This window comes from Rheinheimera soli (assembly GCF_021290985.1).
GTDB lineage: Bacteria > Pseudomonadota > Gammaproteobacteria > Enterobacterales > Alteromonadaceae > Pararheinheimera > Pararheinheimera soli.
This window is the reverse complement of record NZ_JAJOYU010000027.1, coordinates 1-20,474: the sequence shown is the minus strand read 5'-3', so window position 1 is coordinate 20,474 and position 20,474 is coordinate 1. Positions and strand designations below refer to the sequence as shown.

The window sequence follows — 20,474 nt, the reverse complement described above, 5'->3', positions numbered from 1 at the left end:
CTAGCCAGAAACTAACGTTGTTGCAACCATTTTTTCTGGATAAGGAACTTTAACGAGCCGCTACTCACAAAGCCTGTACCCAACTCCAGCCTCTGTTTTCAGATGTCGTGGCGCGGAAGGGTTATCTTCCAGTTTTTGCCGTAGCTGTGCCATATGCACGCGAATATACTCAGGTCTGTCCTGGTAATGTTCGCCCCAGACCTGCTGTAAAATTTGGTTATGGGTCAAAGCAGAACCTAAATGGCGCACCAGCAGCAATAAAATGTCGTATTCGGTTTTGGTTAAATGCACAGCTTCACCGGCTTTGGTCACAAGGCGCTGCACCGGATCCAGCTTGATATCGGCAAAAGCCAATGGCCTGGCGGTTTTTTGTTGTTGTCGCAATGTGGCTCGAACGCGGGCTAACAGCTCAGCTGAGCTAAAAGGTTTAGTCACATAGTCATTGGCGCCGCTATCCAGCGCCTGAACTTTATCTAACTCTTTGCCCCGGGCTGATATCACAATGACTGGCACTTCAGACCAGGATCGCAGCTGCTGCAGCCACTGAATGCCATCCATATCGGCTAAACCTAAATCCAGTAAAATCAAATCAAAACTATGCTCCTTGAGTAAAGCAAAGCCTTGTTTACCCTGAGCAGTGATCAAGCTCTGATAGCCCTGACTATCCAGCAGGGTTTGTAAAAAACTTTGTAGCCCGGTGTCGTCTTCAAGCACCAGCAGGCTGACAGAGAGATCTTTTGCTGTGCCTTTGTTCATCGTGGCCACTCCAATACAGCTGTGATTTGCTGTAGCTTTGGGCTGCTCTGTAATTCAAAACTACCCTGATGCAAACCAGCCACAGCCCGACAAATATTGATACCCAGACCATGGCCTTTATCCCGGTTTGACGGTGCTTGATCATTCACAGCATTTGTCAGCCGGATGTAAAAAGCAGATCCTTTGTGTCCCATCTGCAACTCGAAAGGGGCTGCCCCATGATACAAGGCATTTTCCAGCATATTCGCCAGCGCAATTTCCAGTAATTCTAAATCACCTGACAAAGACTCCGCCGCGCTACAGTGCAAAGATGCTGTTAACTCTGTGGCTTTTTCACCTCGTCTGGCCAAAGCACCAGCCACTAAATCGTCTGAACTGAAATCCGTTAGTTGAATTTGATGCCCTGTCAGTTGGGCTTTGCTCAGCTCCAGCACTTTTTCAAAATGCTGATTTAAAATCTGGCTTTGCTGGTAAATATTCTGCGCCTGTTGTTGACGCTGCGCTGTGCTGAGTTGCAGCTCTGGGTCTGCCAACATACTGGATGCGCCCATAATAGTGGCTAAAGGCGTACGTAAATCATGGGATAACGAGCGTAACAGCATAGCTTTTTGTTGCTCCAGTTGAGCAGTAACCCTGTCTTGTTGTGCTTTTTCACGCAATTCCAGCTGGGCATAACTTTGCGCCAATAAAGACTGAGCTGTATGCAATAAAGTAGCGTGGCTGGATAAAAAGCAGGGAGGCACCAGGATCCAGGCGGATGCAGGAGATCCAACAGCCAAAACCGCTTGCTCCGCAACTGCTGTAGGTTCCTGTCCTTGAACAACCTGAACAGTAGCGCCTAAGCGGCGACTTAATAATTTAGCTGCGTAGGCACATTGTTGTGACCAGTTTTGGCGTTGGCCCAAACCTTTGGCCAGCATATACATGCCACGGGTTTGTGACATGGCATAACGCAAACGTTTTAACTGCTGTTTTGACTGATCAGACAACAAACTGATTAATAACCCCAGTACCACCATCACCACAAAGCTGATAAAGAAACTGGCATCGTGCACATCAAAAGTGTAATAGGGCGGTACAAAACACCAGTTCAGGATAAGCACTGAAACCAAAGTGGTTAAACTTGCCCAGCGCCAGCCATAATGCTGCGCCTGCCATGCCACCCATAACAATTGCAACATGGCAACGTCAGTCGGGCTTATCCAGTCGCGTAGCGGTAAACACAGCAGCACTATCAGCAGCGGTACCAGTAAAGTACCGGCCAGTTCCGGCAGATAAGAAAATGAAAAACGCAGTGGTTTTACCATATCAATAGCGCCAGTAAGAGGGGGTAAATAAAATCAGCAAGGTAAGAATTTCCAGTCGTCCCATTAACATACCTGAACTCAGCCACCATTTAGCGGCATCTGGTAAAGTCGCAAAGTTACCAGCAGGGCCAATAATGCTGCCAAGACCAGGACCTACGTTCGCGACAGCTGTTGCGGCACCAGTGATTGACGTGACTAAATCCAGTTCACAAAAAGACAATGCCATAGCGATAAAGGCTATGGTAGCAAAATAGATAAAACAAAAGGCCAGTACGTTACCTAATAACTGGTCATCTACTTTTTTGCCACCATAACTCTGGCTCCAGACTGCTTTGGGGTGCACCAGCAATTTTAACTGTTTTACCAATAACATAGCAGCAAGCTGAATTCGGAATATTTTTAAACCACCCGAAGTGGAACCTGAGCAAGCACCGGCAAAGGTCAGGTAGAAAAACAGCATAATGGCCATATTGCCCCACAAGGTATAATCCTCTGAGGCATAACCGCAGGTGGTAATAATGGACACTACATTAAACAAGCTGTGGGTGAGGGCATCAAATACAGCCCTGTCGTTATGTACTACCTGATACACAGTCAGCAGCAGGCTACAAAATGCCACTATGGCTAAAAATGCCCGCACTTGTGGGTCGCGCCACAATGAACTTTTATCGCCTTTGGCAAAGCTGACAAAAAGCACAAAAGGCATAGCAGCCAGCATCATAAAGAAACTACTTAACCAGAAGATTTGCGGCATGTCTTTGAATTGACCAAAGGACGCATCGTAGTTGGCAAAGCCACCTGTGGCCACAGTAGTCATGGCATGAGTGACAGCGTCAAAACCTGTCATGCCCGCCAGATAGTAGGCTGTCATAGTACAGACAGTTAATACCAGATACACAACGCCAATGGCTGCGGACAAAGTAGAACTGCGGGGCAGAATTTTATCTGAGGTATCGGAGTTCTCGGTTTTAAATAATCGCATACCGCCAATTTTTAGTGCAGGTAAAATGGCGATGGCCATGACGATGATACCTATACCGCCTATCCAGTTCAGCACGGCGCGCCAGAACAAGATACCTTTTGGCATGGTATCTAATCCGGATAAAACGGTTGAACCTGTGGTAGTGACAGCTGAGACAGTTTCAAAAACGGCGTCTGTTAAAGTGCAATTGGGCACTATCAGCCATAAAGGGATAGCGGAGAAAACACAAAGCGACAACCAGCTTAAGGTGGTAAGTAAAAATAATTGACGATGCTTAATATCTTTTGCTTCGCGGCCTTTATACACCAGCGTATACCCTACAGCAGCGGTAAACAGAGCGGAGCCAAGAAACACCCAAAAGCTGCTTTCGTTATAAAGGATAGACACCGTCATAGCCACCAGCTTGACCGCCGACAACAGCAATAACAAATGCCCAAGCACCCGGTACATCAGATAACGACTGGAGCTTTTTACTGCAGAACCCAACACCAAAGTGGCGGCCATAAAATTTTATCCGGCGTGAAACAACCATCAAATTTTATAGCTTTGGGTCTCCAGAGGTTATAAAGATTGTATAAGGATTTACTATAGGGGCGGGTCTTGCACCCGCCCGTCTCATGAAACCGTTGTGCAGATGGACGGGCCGGGACAAGCCACGGCCCCTACATACCGTCCGTCTAATATAATCCAAACCTGAAAAGGTTCATCCCCGCCCGCGGGTTGTCACAACTGCCCCTTTAGATAACTCACCACACTGCGCGCCAGTGGGCTATGTTCATAACCACCTTCCAGCATAGACACCAGGCGACCTTCACAGTAACGATCGGCCAGCTGTTTCAGTTGTTGGCCAAGCCATAAATAATCCAGCTCGGTTAGTTTCATCTGGCCCATATCATCTTCGATATGAGCATCAAAACCTGCGGAGACTAATACCAGCTCCGGCTGAAATTCATGCATTAAAGGTAGCCATTCGTCGGTAAACCTTTGTTGATATAAAGCTCCGCTGGTGCCAGCCGCCAGAGGCATTTTAACAATAGAAGGCGAATGACTGATGGGGTCGGTATAAGGGTAAAACGGATGCTGAAAGGAAGATAAAAACTTCACTCTGGGATCCAATTGGAAAATATCTTCAGTGCCATTGCCGTGGTGCACATCAAAATCCACAATCAGTACCCGCTGCAACCCATACTGCTGCATGGCATAAGCAGCGGCTATGGCGATGTTATTAAAAATACAAAAACCTTTGGCGGCTTTGTATTCAGCGTGATGACCAGGCGGGCGTATTAAACAAAAGGCCTGAGTATCCTGGTGTTGCATCACCAAATCCACCGCATTAATGCCAGATCCAGCTGAATACAAAGCGGCGTTTAGCGATTTAGCAGTGGCCTGGGTATCGTCATCCAGCCAGATGTGACCACTGTCTGGCACTACATCTAGTACATGATCGACATAGGACGGGCAATGCGCTAAACACAGCTGCTCACGACTGGCAGGGCTGGCATCTCGTTGCTGCACTACAAATTCCAGCCCCGAACTTAATAGCTGGTCCTGTACCGCGTGAATACGGGATGCGGCTTCCGGATGATCATGCCCTATATCGTAGGACAAACAGCGACCATGACTGAATATCACTAAACTCATTTACTGCTTCTCTGGTTCTGCCGCCTTTAACAGCAACTCTAAATAGACTTCATCCGGATCGCCACTGGCGATGCGTTTAAATCCGGCTTTTTCAAACACCTTTTGCATCGGCTTATTGTCGGCTCGTACATAGGCCATCATGCGGTTGAGTTCGCGCATACGGGCAATTTTGATCATTTCTTCCAACAGACGTTTCGCCATGCCTTTACCATGTTGTCGTTCACGGGTGACAAAAGCCACTTCAGCACTGTTGTCGGTTTCGTTCAGGTAATAACGGCCTACCGCCTGAATTTCCAGTATCGAGCCTTGTTGTTTGACAATACAAAGCGCCAAATCGCGGGATTGGTCGACACTGACCAAAGTACAGGATTTCTCCCTGCTCATTTGTTTTGGATGGTGGTTGTAACGCAGCAGTAAAGTTTCTTTGGTATGAGAGTAAAAAAACTCCTGCAAGCGACGCTCATCGGCAGGGTTTAATGCCCGCAAATCAAACTGTTCACCCGCTATGGTTAAGGTTTTCACACCCACTTTACCCAGTTCAACTACATCTTTTGGGTAATCTTTTTGATAATGCGGCACCCAATAACGGGTTCGCACTTCATCCAGCAGCTGTTTACGGAACTTAGGATGCGCCACCCGTATCAGTTCCAGCGCACGTTCTCGTATACTTTTTCCGCGCAAGGACGCGACACCAAACTCTGTCACTACATAATGCACATGGCCGCGTGATGTCACTACGCCACCACCTTCAGTGATGGTGGCCACTATGCGCGATACAGTGCCGTTTTTAGCAGTTGAGGGCAGGGCAATAATGGGTTTGCCGCCTTTACTCATAGACGCGCCACGGCTGAAATCGACCTGACCACCAATACCGCTGTAAAACTTATGACCTATGGAATCCGATACCACCTGGCCTGTTAAATCGACTTCGATGGCGCTATTGATCGCAATCATGGCATCGTTACGGGCAATGTTAGTGGGGGAATTGACGTATTCGCTGGGGTAAAACTCAACATGAGGGTTACCATCAACAAAGTCATATAAAGCTTGGCTGCCCATACAAAAACTGGTGACGGTTTTGCCGGGGTGAAAGGTTTTTTTTCTGTTATTAATCACGCCTTTGGTAATCAGCTCCATCACTCCGTCTGATATCACCTCTGAGTGCACGCCTAAATCTTTGTGATTGCCCAAATAACGTAATACCGCCTCCGGAATTTTGCCTATGCCCAGCTGCAAGGTGGCACCGTCTTCAATTAGCATCGACACGTACTGGCCAATACGTTCGGTCACTTCATCAAGTTGTGGCGCTGGCAATTCGGGTAAGTCTTCTTCCTGCTCAATAAAAGCGTGAATTTGGCTTTGATGAATAAAGGTATAGCCATTGGTGCGCGGCATTTTGGGGTTGATTTGCGCTATAACTTTTTTCGCTGACCGCACTGCGGCCGACACAGCATCCACAGAGACACCCAAGGAGCAGTAACCAAAGGCATCAGGTGGGCTCACCATCACCAAAGCGGCATCTAAAGGCAGAATTTCTTCTTTAAAAAGTGCAGGCACTTCAGATAAAAAACAAGGGGTATAGTCGGCACGGCCTTCCGCAACCGCATTACGAACTTTGTCACCAGCAATAAACAAGGCATTGATTTTAAATAAGTCGCTGTAACGCTGTTCAGCCCAGCAGTTATCAGCCAGCACCATCAGTTGCACCAGCTCTATATCATGCAGGTTTTTACTACGCGCCATTAAATCGGCCAGTAAAGCCTGAGGCGCAGCGGCGTGGGAGCCAATAAAAATACGATTACCGGATTGCAGTAATGCACTCCAGTCCAGCGATTTTGCCGGCGATTTATCTGATGTTTTGGCCATACCGTATCCTTTTTCTTTACCATGTCAGAATACAACGGTTTTGTCAGTGCGACCTAAGTCGATATAAACAAAAGGTAGGGGCGGTGGTTTATCCCCGCCCGTCGTGGCTAGTATTTGATGAAAGAGAAATGCTGTCTCTGATCTGGCGCAACTCATCCTGCATTATTAGCCAAAACTCTTCATCCAGACACTGTGCCACATTGAGTCTGGTGTACTGATCGGCGTCGGGTAGGGTGCTGAACTGTGAACCTGGTGCTAATACCACTTGGCGTTGCTGCAAACGTTCAGACAACAGGCTGCTGCTGACGCCTTCAGGCAACTTGACCCAACATAAAAAACCAGCTGAAGGTTCTGCCCATAACTGACAATCCAGCTGTTTTAATTTTGAAAATACCAGGTTACGGGCTTGCTGTAAGCGACGCTTTAATTGCTCGAGATGACGCCGATAACCTCCACCAGTCAATAACAGGTAGATCAGACGCTCCATGGTATTGGAGGTGGAAATACCGCTGATGAGTTTTAGATCGGTCAGGGCCGCAATAGTGGCAGCGTTGGCAGCAATAAAACCTACCCGTAAATCAGCTGACAAGGTTTTTGACATACTGCCTAAATAGATGGTTTCAAAGCCATTGTTCGATTGGAACCCCGCCATCGAGGCGTAACGCGATACCGGCTGGGTTTCAAAGTCGGCGTAGATATCATCTTCAATCAACAAGCACTGATGCTGTTGCAGCAGCTGTAAGATAGCAAAAGCACGGGCCGGATGGATACTCAAAGACACAGGGTTCGACAGCACTGAATTGGTTAAATAAGCTTTGGGCTGATACTGCTGAACCAGTTGCTGCATCACAGCTAAATCCGGACCTTCTTTCGTACGTGGCACCACCAAGAGCTGCACCTGATGCAATCGCAACAAAGCAAAAAAGTTATAAAAGCCCGGATCGTCCACCATCACCCAATCGCCTGGTTTCAGATGCAAACGAAAGACTAAATCCAGCGCATGAGAGGCGCTGTAGGTCAGCAGAATATGGGCTGGTTCTGTGGCAATAGATAACTGCGACAAACGCTGAGTGAGATACTGGCGCAAGGGGAAATAGCCCTGAGCTGGGCCATAGTCGGTTAAAGACTGCGGCTGACGGGCTAAATCACGCATCGCCTGGCGTATTTCCTGATCCGGCATCCAATCCGGTGATAACCAACCCGCTGATGCTTTGATCCAATGAGGTTCGCGCAGCAAAGTCTGGCGCATCAGGGCGACATCCTGCTGTCTGCTGCTTTGGCTGGCGCTGGATTCCAGCTGCTGTTGCTGCTCAGTTAAACGACTGACATAAACCCCACTGCCAGGCTGGGAGCGGACAAAACCAGCGGCAGAGAGTTTTTCATAGAGCTCAGACACCGTAAATTTACTGATCTCTAAATGTGCCGCCAATAGCCGGATAGAAGGCAGGCGTGCACCAGCGCTCCAGCGGCCAGATTGTATGGCTTGCTGTGCCTGCAGATAAAGCTGACTGCTAAAACTTTCCTTGCTGGCTTTATCCAACTGCCACTGAGTCACTGCAATTGTCATGGAATTTTCACCTGTACAGTCCAGTAGTCTTTGTCGATAACTGTCCTGATTGTCATGGTCTATAGCTTTGTATACTAACTGAAGTTGGCTGACTGTCCAGCCGCTCATGGGAGTATTTGTTATGTCCGTAGTCTCTGTGTCACCACAAGATCAAAGCAGCTTGCCATTTTGGCAAAAGCCGCTGGTGCAAGGCTTATGGTTTGGCAGCTTAGGCATGCTGATGTTCTCAGCCGGATTACCTGCAACCCGAATGGCGGTGCTTGATATGCCGCCGGTTTTTGTTGGTGCGGGCAGGGCTTTAATAGCGGCGATGCTGGCTTTGATACTGCTACTGATCACAAGGCAAAAATTACCTAGCGCAAAACAGTGGCAGGGCTTGGCTTTAGTGGCTTTGGGTTCAGTATTTGCTTATCCGGTGTTATCTGCTTTGGCATTGCAGCAGGTAGGGGCCAGTCACGGCATTCTGGTGACCAGTGTAATGCCACTTTTTACCGCCTTTTTTGGCGCATACTTAACTAAACAATGGCTACGACTTGGCTTTTGGCTTTTTGCACTGCTGGGGGCCGCTTGTGTTGCGCTTTATGCGTTACAGCACAGCACTGGCCCTTTTCAGCTCGCTGATGGTTATCTGGTGTTAGCGAGTTTTTTATGCGGTTTTAGTTATGCCAAAGGGGCTATTTTATCTAAGGAACTCGGCAGCTGGCAGGTGATCTGCTGGGCGCTGGTGATGTCGATCCCAGTCTTACTGCCCTGGGTTTGGACTTATCAACCAGATTATGCAGCAGTGTCACTGCAATCCTGGCTGGCGCTGGGTTATTTATCGGTCTTTACCATGTTTATCGGCTTTTTCTGCTGGTACAAGGGCCTGGCGATAGGAGGCATAGCCAAAGTCAGTCAATTACAGTTGTTATCGCCTTTTAGCGGACTGGCTTTGTGTGCTTTGTTGCTGGGCGAACCTTTGCAATGGATCCACTGGATATTGGCGTTGACTGTGGTGGGTTGCATAGCTTTAGGGCGGCGTTTTAGCTAAAGCGCAGAAAGCTCTGGCAAATTTGTCATAAAACACAGAGATACTTTGAGTTTAGCGTCGAAAAAGCGTATAGTGGCGCGCTATTTTTGGGGCTGTGCTGGAAGGTTTGACACCGACAGCGCAGCTTATATATGACTCTTTGTTGGATCAAAAACACTGTGATTTCTACCGCAAATATTACGATGCAATTTGGCGCTAAGCCGCTTTTTGAAAATATCTCCGTTAAATTCGGCGACGGCAACCGCTATGGTTTGATTGGCGCCAACGGTTGCGGTAAATCAACCTTTATGAAGATCCTCAGCAAAGAGTTAGACCCAAGTGGTGGTAACATTTTTGTTGAACCTAACCACCGTGTGGCTAAGTTACACCAGGATCAGTTTGCTTTTGAGCAATACACTGTGATCGACACTGTGATTATGGGCCACGCTGAACTGTGGAAAGTGAAAGAAGAACGTGACCGTATTTACGCTGATCCAAATATGAGCGAAGAAGACGGTATGCGTGTCGCCGATTTAGAAGTCGCTTTTGGTGAAATGGACGGCTACAGCGCTGAATCCCGTGCCGGCGAGTTATTAATTGGTGTAGGTATTCCGGTTGAACAGCATTTTGGCTTAATGTCATCGATAGCTCCGGGCTGGAAACTGCGGGTGTTATTGGCTCAGGTATTATTTGCCGACCCTGAAATCATGTTACTTGACGAACCAACCAACAACTTGGATATCAACACCATCCGTTGGTTAGAAGAAGTATTGGCTGAACGTAACAGCACTATGGTTATTATTTCGCACGACCGTCACTTCTTAAACAGCGTTTGTACTCATATGGCCGACTTAGACTACGGCGAGCTGCGTGTTTACCCAGGTAACTACGATGAATACATGACAGCTGCGACTCAGGCGCGTGAACGTTTATTGTCTGATAACGCCAAGAAAAAAGCCCAGATTGCTGAGCTGCAAACCTTCGTCAGCCGTTTTTCTGCCAACGCCTCTAAAGCGCGTCAGGCCACGTCTCGTGCTAAACAAATTGATAAAATTACCCTGTCTGAAGTAAAAGCCTCCAGCCGGGTAAACCCATTTATCCGTTTTGATCAGCAAAAGCAGCTGTACCGTTTAGCCTTAGAAGTGACAGAGTTAAACAAGAGCTTTGATGATCTGCACGTACTGAAAAACCTTGATCTGACGATTGAAGTCGGTGAGAAGGTGGCGATCCTCGGTACCAACGGTATTGGTAAAACCACTTTCTTAAAATGTCTGGTTGGCGATTTAACCGCTGAAAAAGGCATAGTGAAATGGTCTGAGAACGTCAATATTGGTTATTACGCTCAGGACCATGAATACGAGTTTGAAGGCGCTCAAAAAGATATGACGCTGTTTAGCTGGATGAGCCAGTGGAAACAACCGTCAGATGATGAACAGGCTATTCGTGGTATTTTAGGCCGTTTATTGTTTTCACAAGATGATATTGCCAAGCCAACACGGGTGTTATCAGGTGGTGAAAAAGGCCGGATGTTATTCGGTAAGCTGATGCTGCAGCGTCCAAATATTCTGGTGATGGATGAGCCTACCAACCACTTGGATATGGAATCTATTGAATCCCTGAACATGGCGCTGGAAATGTACAAAGGCACACTGATTTTTGTCAGTCACGACCGTGAATTTGTATCGTCACTGGCCACCCGTATCGTTGAAATGACAGATAGCGGCGTACGTAACTTCGCTGGTACGTACGAAGATTATTTAGTACAGCAAGCTGAACTGGCGGCCCGTTCGTAACAACAGCACTAATGTTGTAAGCTAAGAAGCCGGTCTGAACACCGGCTTTTTTACTTTTGGGCGAGGACTTATTCGTAATGACTGAATGGCAGAGAGTGGCTGATCTGGTCAGCAGCATCCGGACCACAGACTTTAGTCAACGGCTGGCGACTTTTCTTAAAACAGAGTTGCACTGTGACCAACTGCTGTTGTTGGGCTGCAGAGCCGATAAACATCCGATTTATTTGTACGACTGCATAGATACGAAACGTGAGTTTTTGTTTCATCACTATTTAATGGACTCCTACCTGCAAGACCCTTTTTATCTGCATGCTCAACAAGCGACTGACGATGGATTATGGCGTTTACAGGATCTGTTTGATTCGGCCAAAGCCCGTAAAAGCTACCAGCAGCTCTTTACCGAAAAGACCGGTCTGCATGATGAGTTCTGCCTGAGTTTTAAACTGGAATCAAACCGTTGGATTGTGCTGTTTATCGGTTATCGCGAACCCAACCAAGCCCGTTATCAAACCAGCTACAAAAAATTGGTACAACTGCAAGGCCTGCTCAGTGCTTTCATTCGCCAGCATTGGGGCCAGGACAGCTTTGTCCTATCCAGCGCTTCTTCGGAAAAGACTGGCTTGCAGCACCAACTGAGCCAGGCATTTTCCTGTTTTGGCCAGCAGTTACTGACAGACAAAGAGCAGCAAATTGCCTGTTTGTTACTGCAGGGTTTTGATTCAGAGGATATAGCCCAGCAGTTGAATATCGCTGTTGGCACTGTCAAAAATCATCGCAAAAAAATCTACGCTAAACTGCAAATTGGCTCATTAAGCGAGTTGTTCCAGTTGTTTCTGACTCATCTGCTGGCCAGCTAAAAAGCCTTTCTTATCCCTTTAGGGACATGCCTTTTTCTGCTGCTGAACTTTAAGCTGCTGCTTTTCACTTTATATGCAAAAAGAGAGCAGACAATGACAACAGCAGCGGTGAGCAAACCCCAGTTAGTGGATGACTTGCTCGAGCGTGGCCTGATAGCCCAATGTTCAAATCCAGAACTCTTACGTGACTTTTTGAGCAGCAGACAAAGCTTGTACTGTGGTTTTGATCCTACAGCCGGCAGCCTGCATATAGGGCACCTGGTGCCTTTGTTGATGCTAAAACGTTTTCAGGATGCAGGCCATCACGTCATAGCGTTAATAGGCGGAGCCACAGGTTTTATAGGCGATCCAAGCTTTAAAGCGACAGAGCGTAGTTTAAACGACACAAAAAGCATTCAAACCTGGACTGAGCAGCTTGGCAGTCAGATCATTGCGCTGTTGCAACCTGTGTTGTCCGAACCGCTACAGCTGGTTAATAATGCAGACTGGCTGTCGACGCTGGATGTCATTAGTTTCTTCCGGGATGTAGGCAAACATTTTTCAGTCAACGCCATGATGCGAAAAGAATCTGTACGTCAGCGGCTGGAGCGGCCCGATCAGGGCATTTCTTTCACAGAGTTCAGTTACAGCTTGCTGCAGTCTTACGATTTTGCCATGTTAAACCAACGCTTTGGCTGTACTTTGCAGATAGGGGGCAACGATCAATGGGGCAATATAGTGGCAGGTATTGACCTGACCCGCAGATTAAACCATACCAAAGTGGAAGGTTTAACCTTACCTTTGATCACTAAAGCCGATGGCACTAAGTTTGGAAAAACGGAGTCCGGCACTATCTGGCTGGATAAAACCAAAACTTCGCCTTTTAGCTTTTACCAGTTCTGGTTAAATACCGACGATAAGGACGTGTATAACCTGCTGCGCTACTACAGTTTTTTAAGTTGCGCCGAGATAGCTGCCATAGAGCAATCGGATCGCAACTCAGGCAGCAAACCTCAGGCCCAACGTAATCTGGCAGAGCAGGTGACCCGATTTGTGCATGGCGAGGCAGGGCTGCTCTCAGCAGAACGTATTACCAAGGCCTTGTTTACAGGACAGCCACAGCAACTGAGCTTAGCCGAATTGCAGCAGTTAGAACTGGATGCTTTGCCCTGTGTTGAGATATGCAGTAGTCTGACGCTTACTGAGGCCATGCAAAAGTCTGGATTGGCGTTATCCAAAAGCAAAGCCAGAGAGCTGTTAAGCGCACAAGCCGTAAGACTGAATGGTGAAGTGGTACAACAGGATTTAAAAATGTCTGACTATAAGCCATTACATCATCAGTTCTGGTTACTGCAACGAGGCCAAAAGAATTTTTATTTGTTAAAAATTAGCCTGTGACGGTTTACTCGCTGAGCATATGTTCAAGGCATGACGATAAACATGCCTTGAACAATGAACCCTAATCCAACTGACTGCGAAACGAAGTGCGCCGCTGGAGCACGTTAAATAGTGGAGTGGCCATCATGGTGGTCACTATGGTCATCAGCACCAACACAGAGAACAAGTCTTCCTTAATCACGCCATTTTGCAGCGCAATATTCAGCAGAATCAATTCCATCATGCCCCGAGCATTCATCAGAATACCTACAGCAAGCGCCATAGGGTGGTTTTCGCCACAAAGCCGGGCAGCCAGATAACAAGCCACAGCCTTAGCAAAAATTGAGGCCGCGATCACAGCCAGCGCAATTTGCCACAAAGTCCCCTGAGCCAGAACAGACAGATCTGTTTTTAAGCCTGACACGGTAAAAAACAATGGCACCAGACCAATCAGCACCAAAGGCTGCAGACGTTTAATTAAATGTTCAGCTAACAGGCCACGTGGCATAGCCACACCTAATAAGAAACCACCAAAAACCGCATGCAGGCCTATCCACTCCGTAGTACTGACGCTGACTACCCATAAGACTAAAATCACCAGAAAGAGGCGGGGAGTGATACGTTGTTCGCGCTGATACCAGCTTTCCAGCTGCGCCGCATGTTTGCGCACCAGTGTCAGCATTAAAGCCGCAAATATGACCGCGCCTGTCACAGCTTTATAAAATAAACTGCCGTCACCGCCAAAGCTTGCCAACAACAAGGCCATCAAACACCAGGCGGCGACATCATCAATAGCCCCAGCAGCCAACACTAAGGTACCTAATTTACTGTTCGCCAACCCCTGCTCCTGGATCACCCTGGCCAGCATAGGAAAGGCGGTGATTGAAATTGAAGCCCCAAGAAATAAAGCAGCTTGTGTCCAGCTCAGGTTGTCGGCAAAAAGGCCACCGTAACTCAATAACCAACTGGCCAATAAACAGGCCATAACAAAAGGCACCACTATGCCTGAAGCTGAAATGGCGATGGCACTGCGGGCCCGGCTTTTAAACATACTGGTGTCAAATTCAAGGCCCACTAAAAACATATAAAGACCAATACCCACCTGAGCACCTAAGGATAAGAAGGGTCGGTAATCTGCAGAAAATAACTGTTGTTGAAGTTCGGGAGCCAAAGCACCAAACAAGGTAGGGCCTAATAAAATACCGGCTATCATTTCGCCGACCACTCTGGGTTGGCCTACCTGAATCGCCAGCCAGCCCACTATTCGTGCTACAACCAAGATCACCAACAACTGAATAAAAAAGGCACTGACGCCTACTGGCATAGCTTCCACAAGATACTCCGCAAACGAGGAAACAAAGAAGGATCCAAAGCGCGCATTGTAACTGGGGTATTGTGACAAAACCAAGACTATCGAACTCGTGCCCTTGTTTTATGCTGCTTTCGATCCCATTGATCTATATCAGCTTAACCCTCTGGATATTTGAGCGCCTTGCGTGATTTGTGATAGGGTATTTGAATTCTTGGCCGCAACACGGAGTTTCTTATGAAAATTAATATTGGTATTGAAGACGATGATCGTAAAGCCATAGTGCATGGTTTAGCGACTTTACTGGCTGACACTTACACTCTGTATCTGAAGACGCATAATTATCACTGGAACGTGACAGGCCCAATGTTCCAGACTCTGCATGTTTTATTTGAAACTCAGTACACTGAGCTGGCTTTGGCCGTCGATTTAATTGCAGAACGTATTCGTGCTTTAGGTGAGTTTGCACCAGGTTCTTATAAAGAATTTGCCAAACTGACCAGCATTAAAGAAGCTGATGGTATTCCGAATGCGCAGGATATGATCAAAGATCTGGTGAAAGGCCAGGAAGCTTTGGCCAAAACAGCACGTTCTATAGTGCCTGTAGCAGATAAAGCCTCAGACGAACCTACACTGGACTTATTAACTCAGCGTATGCAAGTGCATGAGAAAAACGCCTGGATGCTCAGAAGCCTGTTAGGTTAAACCACACTACATCATTTTTAATGATAACAAAGCCTGTCCGGTTCGCTCCTGACAGGCTTTTTAGTTTGGTCTGATAAACAATTTGCAACCTGATTCTTATCAGTTTAAAACTACCATAATGGCAGTTATATTCGATTTTACCTTACTACCTTGTCCGGCTTATTATCTCAGCGTTCCCTGAATAACCCCCGCAGAGAGCCGAAACGCTGATGCAGGGGTGGGCAGAACCAATACGTACTTGTTGTGGTGATTAATCCGCCCTTTGCCTCTGTTACAGCGATGAAACAGGGGCTTTTTTAGCAACAAGCGTTTATACCGTCGTACTTGAAGATGCAGCTTTGTTGACTACGCCACTCGGCCCGGTCACATAGGTTAACTATGCTCCCGGGCACTCACTGGCTTGTCGCCTCGCTGCAACTCCAAATTACTTAGGTATAGAACTTAGCTGTTTTCCGAATTACAGAGGTTGGTATGAAACGTATAGTGCTATTTTTAATCACGAACTTAGCTGTGATGTTAGTGCTGAGTATCGTTTTGAGTATTGTGTTTAAAGTTTTTGGTATAGATAACCGAAGTATGGGTGGCTTGTTGATATTTGCTGCTGTGTTTGGTTTTGGTGGCTCTTTTATTTCTTTAGCTATGTCCAAGTGGATGGCAAAACGTTCGACAGGTGCAGTGGTGATCACAGAGCCATCGAATGCCACTGAACACTGGCTGGTGAGCACAGTGCAACGTCAGGCAAAACAAGCTGGTATTGGTATGCCGGAAGTCGCTATTTACGATTCGCCGGAAATTAACGCCTTTGCCACTGGTATGAGCCGCAATAATGCCTTGGTGGCTGTCAGCACAGGTTTATTGCATGCGATGACGCAGCAGGAAGCCGAAGCTGTGTTAGCACACGAAGTTTCTCACGTCGCCAACGGCGATATGGTGACCCTGACTCTGATCCAGGGTGTAGTGAATACCTTCGTTATTTTCTTTGCCCGCGTGGTTGCCGGCATTATTGATAACTTTTTCCGCTCCAATGACGAAGAAGAAAGTCAGGGTGGCGGTATCAGTTATATGATCACTGTGTTTGTGCTGGAAATGATCTTTGGTGTGCTGGCCAGCATCATTGTGATGTGGTTTTCCCGTCAGCGTGAATACAAAGCCGATGCTGGTGCAGCCCGTTTAGTCGGTGCAGAAAACATGGTCGCTGCATTACAACGTTTAAAAGGTAATCATGAAAGCCAGTTACAAGGCTCAATGACGGCTTTTGGTCTGGCCACTAAACCAGCTGCTTCAGAGCTTTTTATGAGCCACCCGCCACTGGATAAACGTATTCATGCACTGCAAAGCCGCTCCTTTGAAGGCTAATCAGTAAATAGTTATAAAAAGAAAGCCCCTGCGTCCACAGGGGCTTTTTTCATGGTCAGGATTTAAACCCGAAAGGTTCTGGCGTTACTTAATAATTCAGCAGCCAGTTTTTCCTGCTGTTTTGCTGTCTGGTTTAATTCAGCCATAGCTTGTTCGGTATGAGCGGCTAAACCTTGCACAGCGGTCAGTTCATCACGCATTTGTTGATTGTGTTGGTATTGTTGCTCACTGGCCTGGGCTATCTTTGTGGTATCAGTGCTAACCTCTGCAATCAGTTGTTTGATCTCTTTTAAAGCATGTAATGCCTGCTCTGAGCCTGTAACGCAAAGCTCTGCACTTTGCCGCTCTTTCGCTAAATCCAGCGCAGTTTCATCTACTGTGCTCATCAAGCGGTCCAGCATATGTTGAATTTCCATAGTTGCCTGGCGGGTGCTACCGGATAAACGCCTTACTTCATCTGCCACGACCGCAAAACCACGGCCATGTTCACCAGCTCGGGCTGCTTCGATTGCAGCATTCAGCGCCAGAAGGTTCGTTTGTTCTGAAATGCCTTTGATGGTATCCAGCACCGTCACTATATCAGTGGCGGCAGAGCGTAAATGGTCCATGCTCTGACTGGATGAACTGACTTGTTCGGCCAGATGACGCATTGAACTCGCGACCAGATCCACCGCCTGATAACCAGAGTCAGCCTGTTGGTTGGCATGATTCGCCTGACTGGCTGAACGACGTAACTGCTCCGCTGAATGTTGCAGTTGCTGATCCAGACTTTGAGATTGTTGCAACAAATGGCTGATAGCCGCACCTTGTTGCATCGCTGAGTTTTGACATTCCAGGCTAATTTGCAGATTTTGAGTGGCCGCTGAGGCACTTTGCTCAGAGGTGCTTGATAGTTTAGACACCAGCGATCTAAAAGCTCCAAACAGTGTGTTCAACGCAGCGCCAATATCCGCCACTTCATCTCTAGACTGCAAATCAAAGCGCACTGTCAGATCATGAGACTGGGCAGAAGCTTCGATACGTTGATGCAATGCCAGCATAGGTTTGGCAAAACGTCGCGCTAAGACATAAACCAGCAGCACCACCAGTATTCCAAGCAAGAGTACAGAGAGCAGGGTGCTTAAAACCAGGTTGGTTCTTATGGTGCTGACGGCCGCCATACTTTCAGATAAATCCTGCTGCACAATAAGCGCATACTGCTGCTGACCTATCTGCAGAGGGCGCCAACTGATTAACGAATCAACACCCCGGTAATCTTCAGCTTCAGCGACACCGGATTTGCCAGCCAATGCGGCGTCAATTTGAGGCAGTTTTAATACGCTATGACCACCTAAACCATAAGGTCCGGTTTTGAACTGTGGATAGTCTGCAACAAAGCGGCTTTTATCCGTCAGATAAGGCCTTAATTCAGTCACCAGTTTGTGATCCTGATCAACCAGATACAAATCACCGCTTTGACCTAAACCCAAGTCTTGCCACTTTTGATTTCCGGTCATCAAATCTGTGAAACGACTGACAGGATACTGAGCTATTAAAAATCCGATTGGAGTGTCAGCGCTATTAGGGTGAAACACTGGTACGCCAAAAAACAACACTTGTTGTGAAAAAGCGCCGGTAAAGGCTGTGATGGCAGAGATCTGCAAACCTGCTTTAGGTTTTTGTTTTAAGTTCTTGGCTAAGGTTGCCAGTTCAGTGTTAGCAAAAGCGCCGCTTTGTAAATTACTGGCAAAAACCGGACCTTTGTTGACGTTATACAACACATCCATACTGTTGGCATCGACCAGCATTAAGTCCTGAAAACCGTAACGGTCGACTATTTCTTTAAAACTGCTGTGATATTTTTTATGCTGCTGACCATACACAGAACCATCACTGCGATCCTCCAACAACTGCTGTTTACCCAGAGGTTGTGGGTTTTCAGCTACATAGAATTTTTGCAGCAATAAGGTTTCAAATTTGGATTTTTCCAGCCACTCATTGGTATTAACTGACAAGCCCTGAGTTTGAGCCTGAAAATAAGGCTGATACTTGGTGTTGTACCAGTCGCCCATCTGTTGTTTCAGACCATCCAGGTTAGGGGCTGAAACTTCATAACGGTAGGACACAAAAGGGTTCTTAAAGCTGTAAATAGCTTCTTGTGTCAGGCGATTATGTGCCAGTGCATTGAGTAATTGCTGTTGGCTGTCGAGTTGGGTGTGCAGCATGGTGTGTCTGCTTGCTGCCAGGGCCTGAAATTGCTGTTCTGCACTTTGATGTACTGCGTCTGAGCTATCTTTTAAAGCTAATAAACCACTGGTGCTGGCAGATAAAATCACCGCCATCACAGTCAGGACACCAGCTCCGAGGGTTAATTTTCTGGCGATATTCATACAACTCCTATCTCCACTAAGTTTCAGGCACAGGCAGAGTAGAGACGGGCGATTGCAAAATTATGACAAATCCGGCGCTGGATCTGTGAGTGGTTGTTTAATACGCAGGTATAAATTTTTAGGTAATAAGCTTATATCTTTCTGGAATGAAAAAGCTTTGCTACTATAAGCCTGAATTTGGCCTGCCCACGAATAGCGGTGATTTATGCAACAGCCTGTTGTCCATGCTTTTTTTGAACCTCAAAGCTTTACCTACAGTTATCTGGTTTGGGATCCCGTGAGCAAAGAGGCTGCCGTCATCGATCCGGTATTGGATTTTGACGCAGCTTCAGGGTCTACCTGCACTAAGTTTGCACAGCAAATCATAGCTAAGGTGAAAGAACATAACCTGACGGTGCAATGGCTGCTGGAAACTCATGTCCATGCCGATCATTTATCCGCTGCACCTTTTCTGAAACAACAATTGGGCGGTTGTATTGGCATAGGTTCGCGTATTACTGAAGTACAGCAGCTGTTTAGTCTGGTATTTAATATCAAAGACTTAAAAGCCGATGGTTCTGCTTTTGACAAGCTATTTAACGATGGTGAAGACTTTATGCTCGGTACTTTGCGCTGCTCTGTATTGCATACTCCAGGTCATACGCCAGCTTGTGTCAGTTACTGCATAGGAGATGCGGTTTTTGTCGGCGATACCTTGTTTATGCCTGATTATGGTTCAGCACGTTGTGACTTTCCGGGAGGCGATGCAGTCACTTTGTTTCAATCAGTGCAAAAGTTATATCAATTACCGGATCAAACCCGAATGTTTTTATGCCACGACTACAAAGCGCCAGGGCGTGATGAGTTTGTCTGTGAGACCACAATAGCAGTGCAAAAGAAGCTGAACATCCACCTAAAACAGGGCACCAGTCAGCAGGACTTTGTCACTATGCGTACGACCAGAGACAAAACCCTGAGCATGCCAAAACTGATATTACCTTCGGTGCAGGTAAACGTGCGGGCAGGGCAGTTCCCGGCGGCAGAAGATAATGGCACTGTGTATTTAAAACTTCCGGTTAATTTGTTTCGTTAAGGACACTAGATGCAACTGGTGATAGTGACTGATATTTTTGGCGCTCAGCCTGAAGTGCTTTTGCAATTTGACCAGCTAGGTTCGGATTATCTTTGCGTACAGCCTTATGATCATCAGCCTCCTGTGTTCGCTGATGACAAAGAGGCCTATCAGTATTTTCTGGATCATGGCGGCATAGAGGCGTACTGCAATAAGGTGGGCGAGGTGCTTAAAGCACAGATAGAGCCGGTATTTTTAGCGGGTTTTAGCGCCGGTGCTGCAGCCTGCTGGGCGAATCTGGCTGTTGAGCATTTAACTATCAAGCATTGTGTTGGTTTTTATGGCGGCCAAATAAGGCAAATGACTCATCTTCAGCCTTTATACCCAACAGAGTTGATTTTTGCCGAAGAATCACATTTTTCAGTGTCGGAACTGATGAGTGTATTAGCAGATAAAGCCAATGTAAAACAAAGCCTTGAGCCTTATCCTCATGGTTTTATGAATGTTTTATCTCAAGGTTATCGGGCTGAAGCTGCAGGGGGTTATTGGG

16 protein-coding genes are annotated in these 20,474 nt (G+C 47.0%); 8 read left to right on the top strand and 8 right to left on the bottom strand.

Annotation, left to right across the window (positions count from 1 at the left end; genetic code table 11):
- Window positions 1–60 precede the first annotated feature (60 nt).
- The 6 genes from LSG37_RS16295 to LSG37_RS16270 form a co-directional block, all read right to left on the bottom strand.
- Entirely contained in the window at window positions 61–756 is a 696-nt protein-coding gene (locus LSG37_RS16295) for a response regulator (protein ID WP_233080867.1), read from the bottom strand.
- On the bottom strand, window positions 753–2,063 hold the full coding sequence (locus LSG37_RS16290; RefSeq protein ID WP_233080866.1) for a sensor histidine kinase: 1,311 nt from the start codon (window positions 2,061–2,063) through the stop codon (window positions 753–755). Before LSG37_RS16290 ends, LSG37_RS16295 begins: the two co-directional genes overlap by 4 nt.
- A 1-nt stretch (window position 2,064) precedes the next feature.
- Complete coding sequence (locus LSG37_RS16285; RefSeq protein WP_233080865.1) at window positions 2,065–3,549, bottom strand: TrkH family potassium uptake protein; 1,485 nt, start codon at window positions 3,547–3,549, stop codon at window positions 2,065–2,067.
- Window positions 3,550–3,768: 219 nt separating this feature from the next.
- Window positions 3,769–4,686, bottom strand: coding sequence for a histone deacetylase family protein (locus LSG37_RS16280; RefSeq protein WP_233080864.1), 918 nt, complete (start codon window positions 4,684–4,686; stop codon window positions 3,769–3,771).
- The gene (locus LSG37_RS16275; RefSeq protein WP_233080863.1) at window positions 4,687–6,552 is read right to left on the bottom strand and encodes a GNAT family N-acetyltransferase; all 1,866 of its coding nucleotides are present in this window, start codon (window positions 6,550–6,552) and stop codon (window positions 4,687–4,689) included. It abuts the gene before it with no gap.
- 88 nt (window positions 6,553–6,640) lie between these two features.
- A complete protein-coding gene (locus tag LSG37_RS16270) occupies window positions 6,641–8,119 on the bottom strand; it encodes an aminotransferase-like domain-containing protein (protein WP_233080862.1) in 1,479 nt (492 codons plus the stop codon).
- Window positions 8,120–8,240: 121 nt separating this feature from the next.
- On the opposite strand from LSG37_RS16270, the gene LSG37_RS16265 reads away from it, so the two are divergent.
- The 4 genes from LSG37_RS16265 (at window position 8,241) to tyrS (ending at window position 13,155) form a co-directional block, all read left to right on the top strand.
- On the top strand, window positions 8,241–9,149 hold the full coding sequence (locus LSG37_RS16265) for a DMT family transporter (protein ID WP_233080861.1): 909 nt from the start codon (window positions 8,241–8,243) through the stop codon (window positions 9,147–9,149).
- A gap of 131 nt (window positions 9,150–9,280) precedes the next feature.
- Complete coding sequence (locus LSG37_RS16260; RefSeq protein WP_233080860.1) at window positions 9,281–10,921, top strand: ABC-F family ATPase; 1,641 nt, start codon at window positions 9,281–9,283, stop codon at window positions 10,919–10,921.
- Between the two features lie 77 nt (window positions 10,922–10,998).
- On the top strand, window positions 10,999–11,778 hold the full coding sequence (locus tag LSG37_RS16255; protein WP_233080859.1) for a response regulator transcription factor: 780 nt from the start codon (window positions 10,999–11,001) through the stop codon (window positions 11,776–11,778).
- A gap of 93 nt (window positions 11,779–11,871) precedes the next feature.
- Window positions 11,872–13,155 carry a tyrosine--tRNA ligase gene (gene tyrS / locus LSG37_RS16250; protein ID WP_233080858.1) on the top strand — a complete coding sequence of 428 codons (1,284 nt, stop codon included), beginning with the start codon at window positions 11,872–11,874 and terminating at the stop codon, window positions 13,153–13,155.
- Between the two features lie 61 nt (window positions 13,156–13,216).
- On the opposite strand, the gene LSG37_RS16245 is transcribed toward tyrS, so the two are convergent.
- Window positions 13,217–14,458, bottom strand: a complete 1,242-nt coding sequence (locus LSG37_RS16245; RefSeq protein ID WP_233080902.1) for a cation:proton antiporter — start codon at window positions 14,456–14,458, stop codon at window positions 13,217–13,219.
- A gap of 222 nt (window positions 14,459–14,680) precedes the next feature.
- Here LSG37_RS16245 and LSG37_RS16240 point away from each other — a divergent pair, with 222 nt between their 5' ends.
- Together LSG37_RS16240 and htpX are read left to right on the top strand one after the other, a co-directional pair.
- Complete coding sequence (locus tag LSG37_RS16240; RefSeq protein WP_233080857.1) at window positions 14,681–15,148, top strand: Dps family protein; 468 nt, start codon at window positions 14,681–14,683, stop codon at window positions 15,146–15,148.
- A 471-nt stretch (window positions 15,149–15,619) separates the two neighbouring features.
- Window positions 15,620–16,504, top strand: coding sequence for a protease HtpX (htpX, locus tag LSG37_RS16235; RefSeq protein WP_233080856.1), 885 nt, complete (start codon window positions 15,620–15,622; stop codon window positions 16,502–16,504).
- Between the two features lie 62 nt (window positions 16,505–16,566).
- On the opposite strand, the gene LSG37_RS16230 is transcribed toward htpX, so the two are convergent.
- Window positions 16,567–18,873 carry a methyl-accepting chemotaxis protein gene (locus LSG37_RS16230; RefSeq protein ID WP_233080855.1) on the bottom strand — a complete coding sequence of 769 codons (2,307 nt, stop codon included), beginning with the start codon at window positions 18,871–18,873 and terminating at the stop codon, window positions 16,567–16,569.
- A 205-nt stretch (window positions 18,874–19,078) separates the two neighbouring features.
- Here LSG37_RS16230 and LSG37_RS16225 point away from each other — a divergent pair, with 205 nt between their 5' ends.
- Complete coding sequence (locus LSG37_RS16225; RefSeq protein WP_233080854.1) at window positions 19,079–19,945, top strand: MBL fold metallo-hydrolase; 867 nt, start codon at window positions 19,079–19,081, stop codon at window positions 19,943–19,945.
- Window positions 19,946–19,954: 9 nt separating this feature from the next.
- Window positions 19,955–20,474: dienelactone hydrolase family protein (locus LSG37_RS16220; RefSeq protein ID WP_233080853.1), on the top strand; the 520-nt coding region annotated here is incomplete at its 3' end.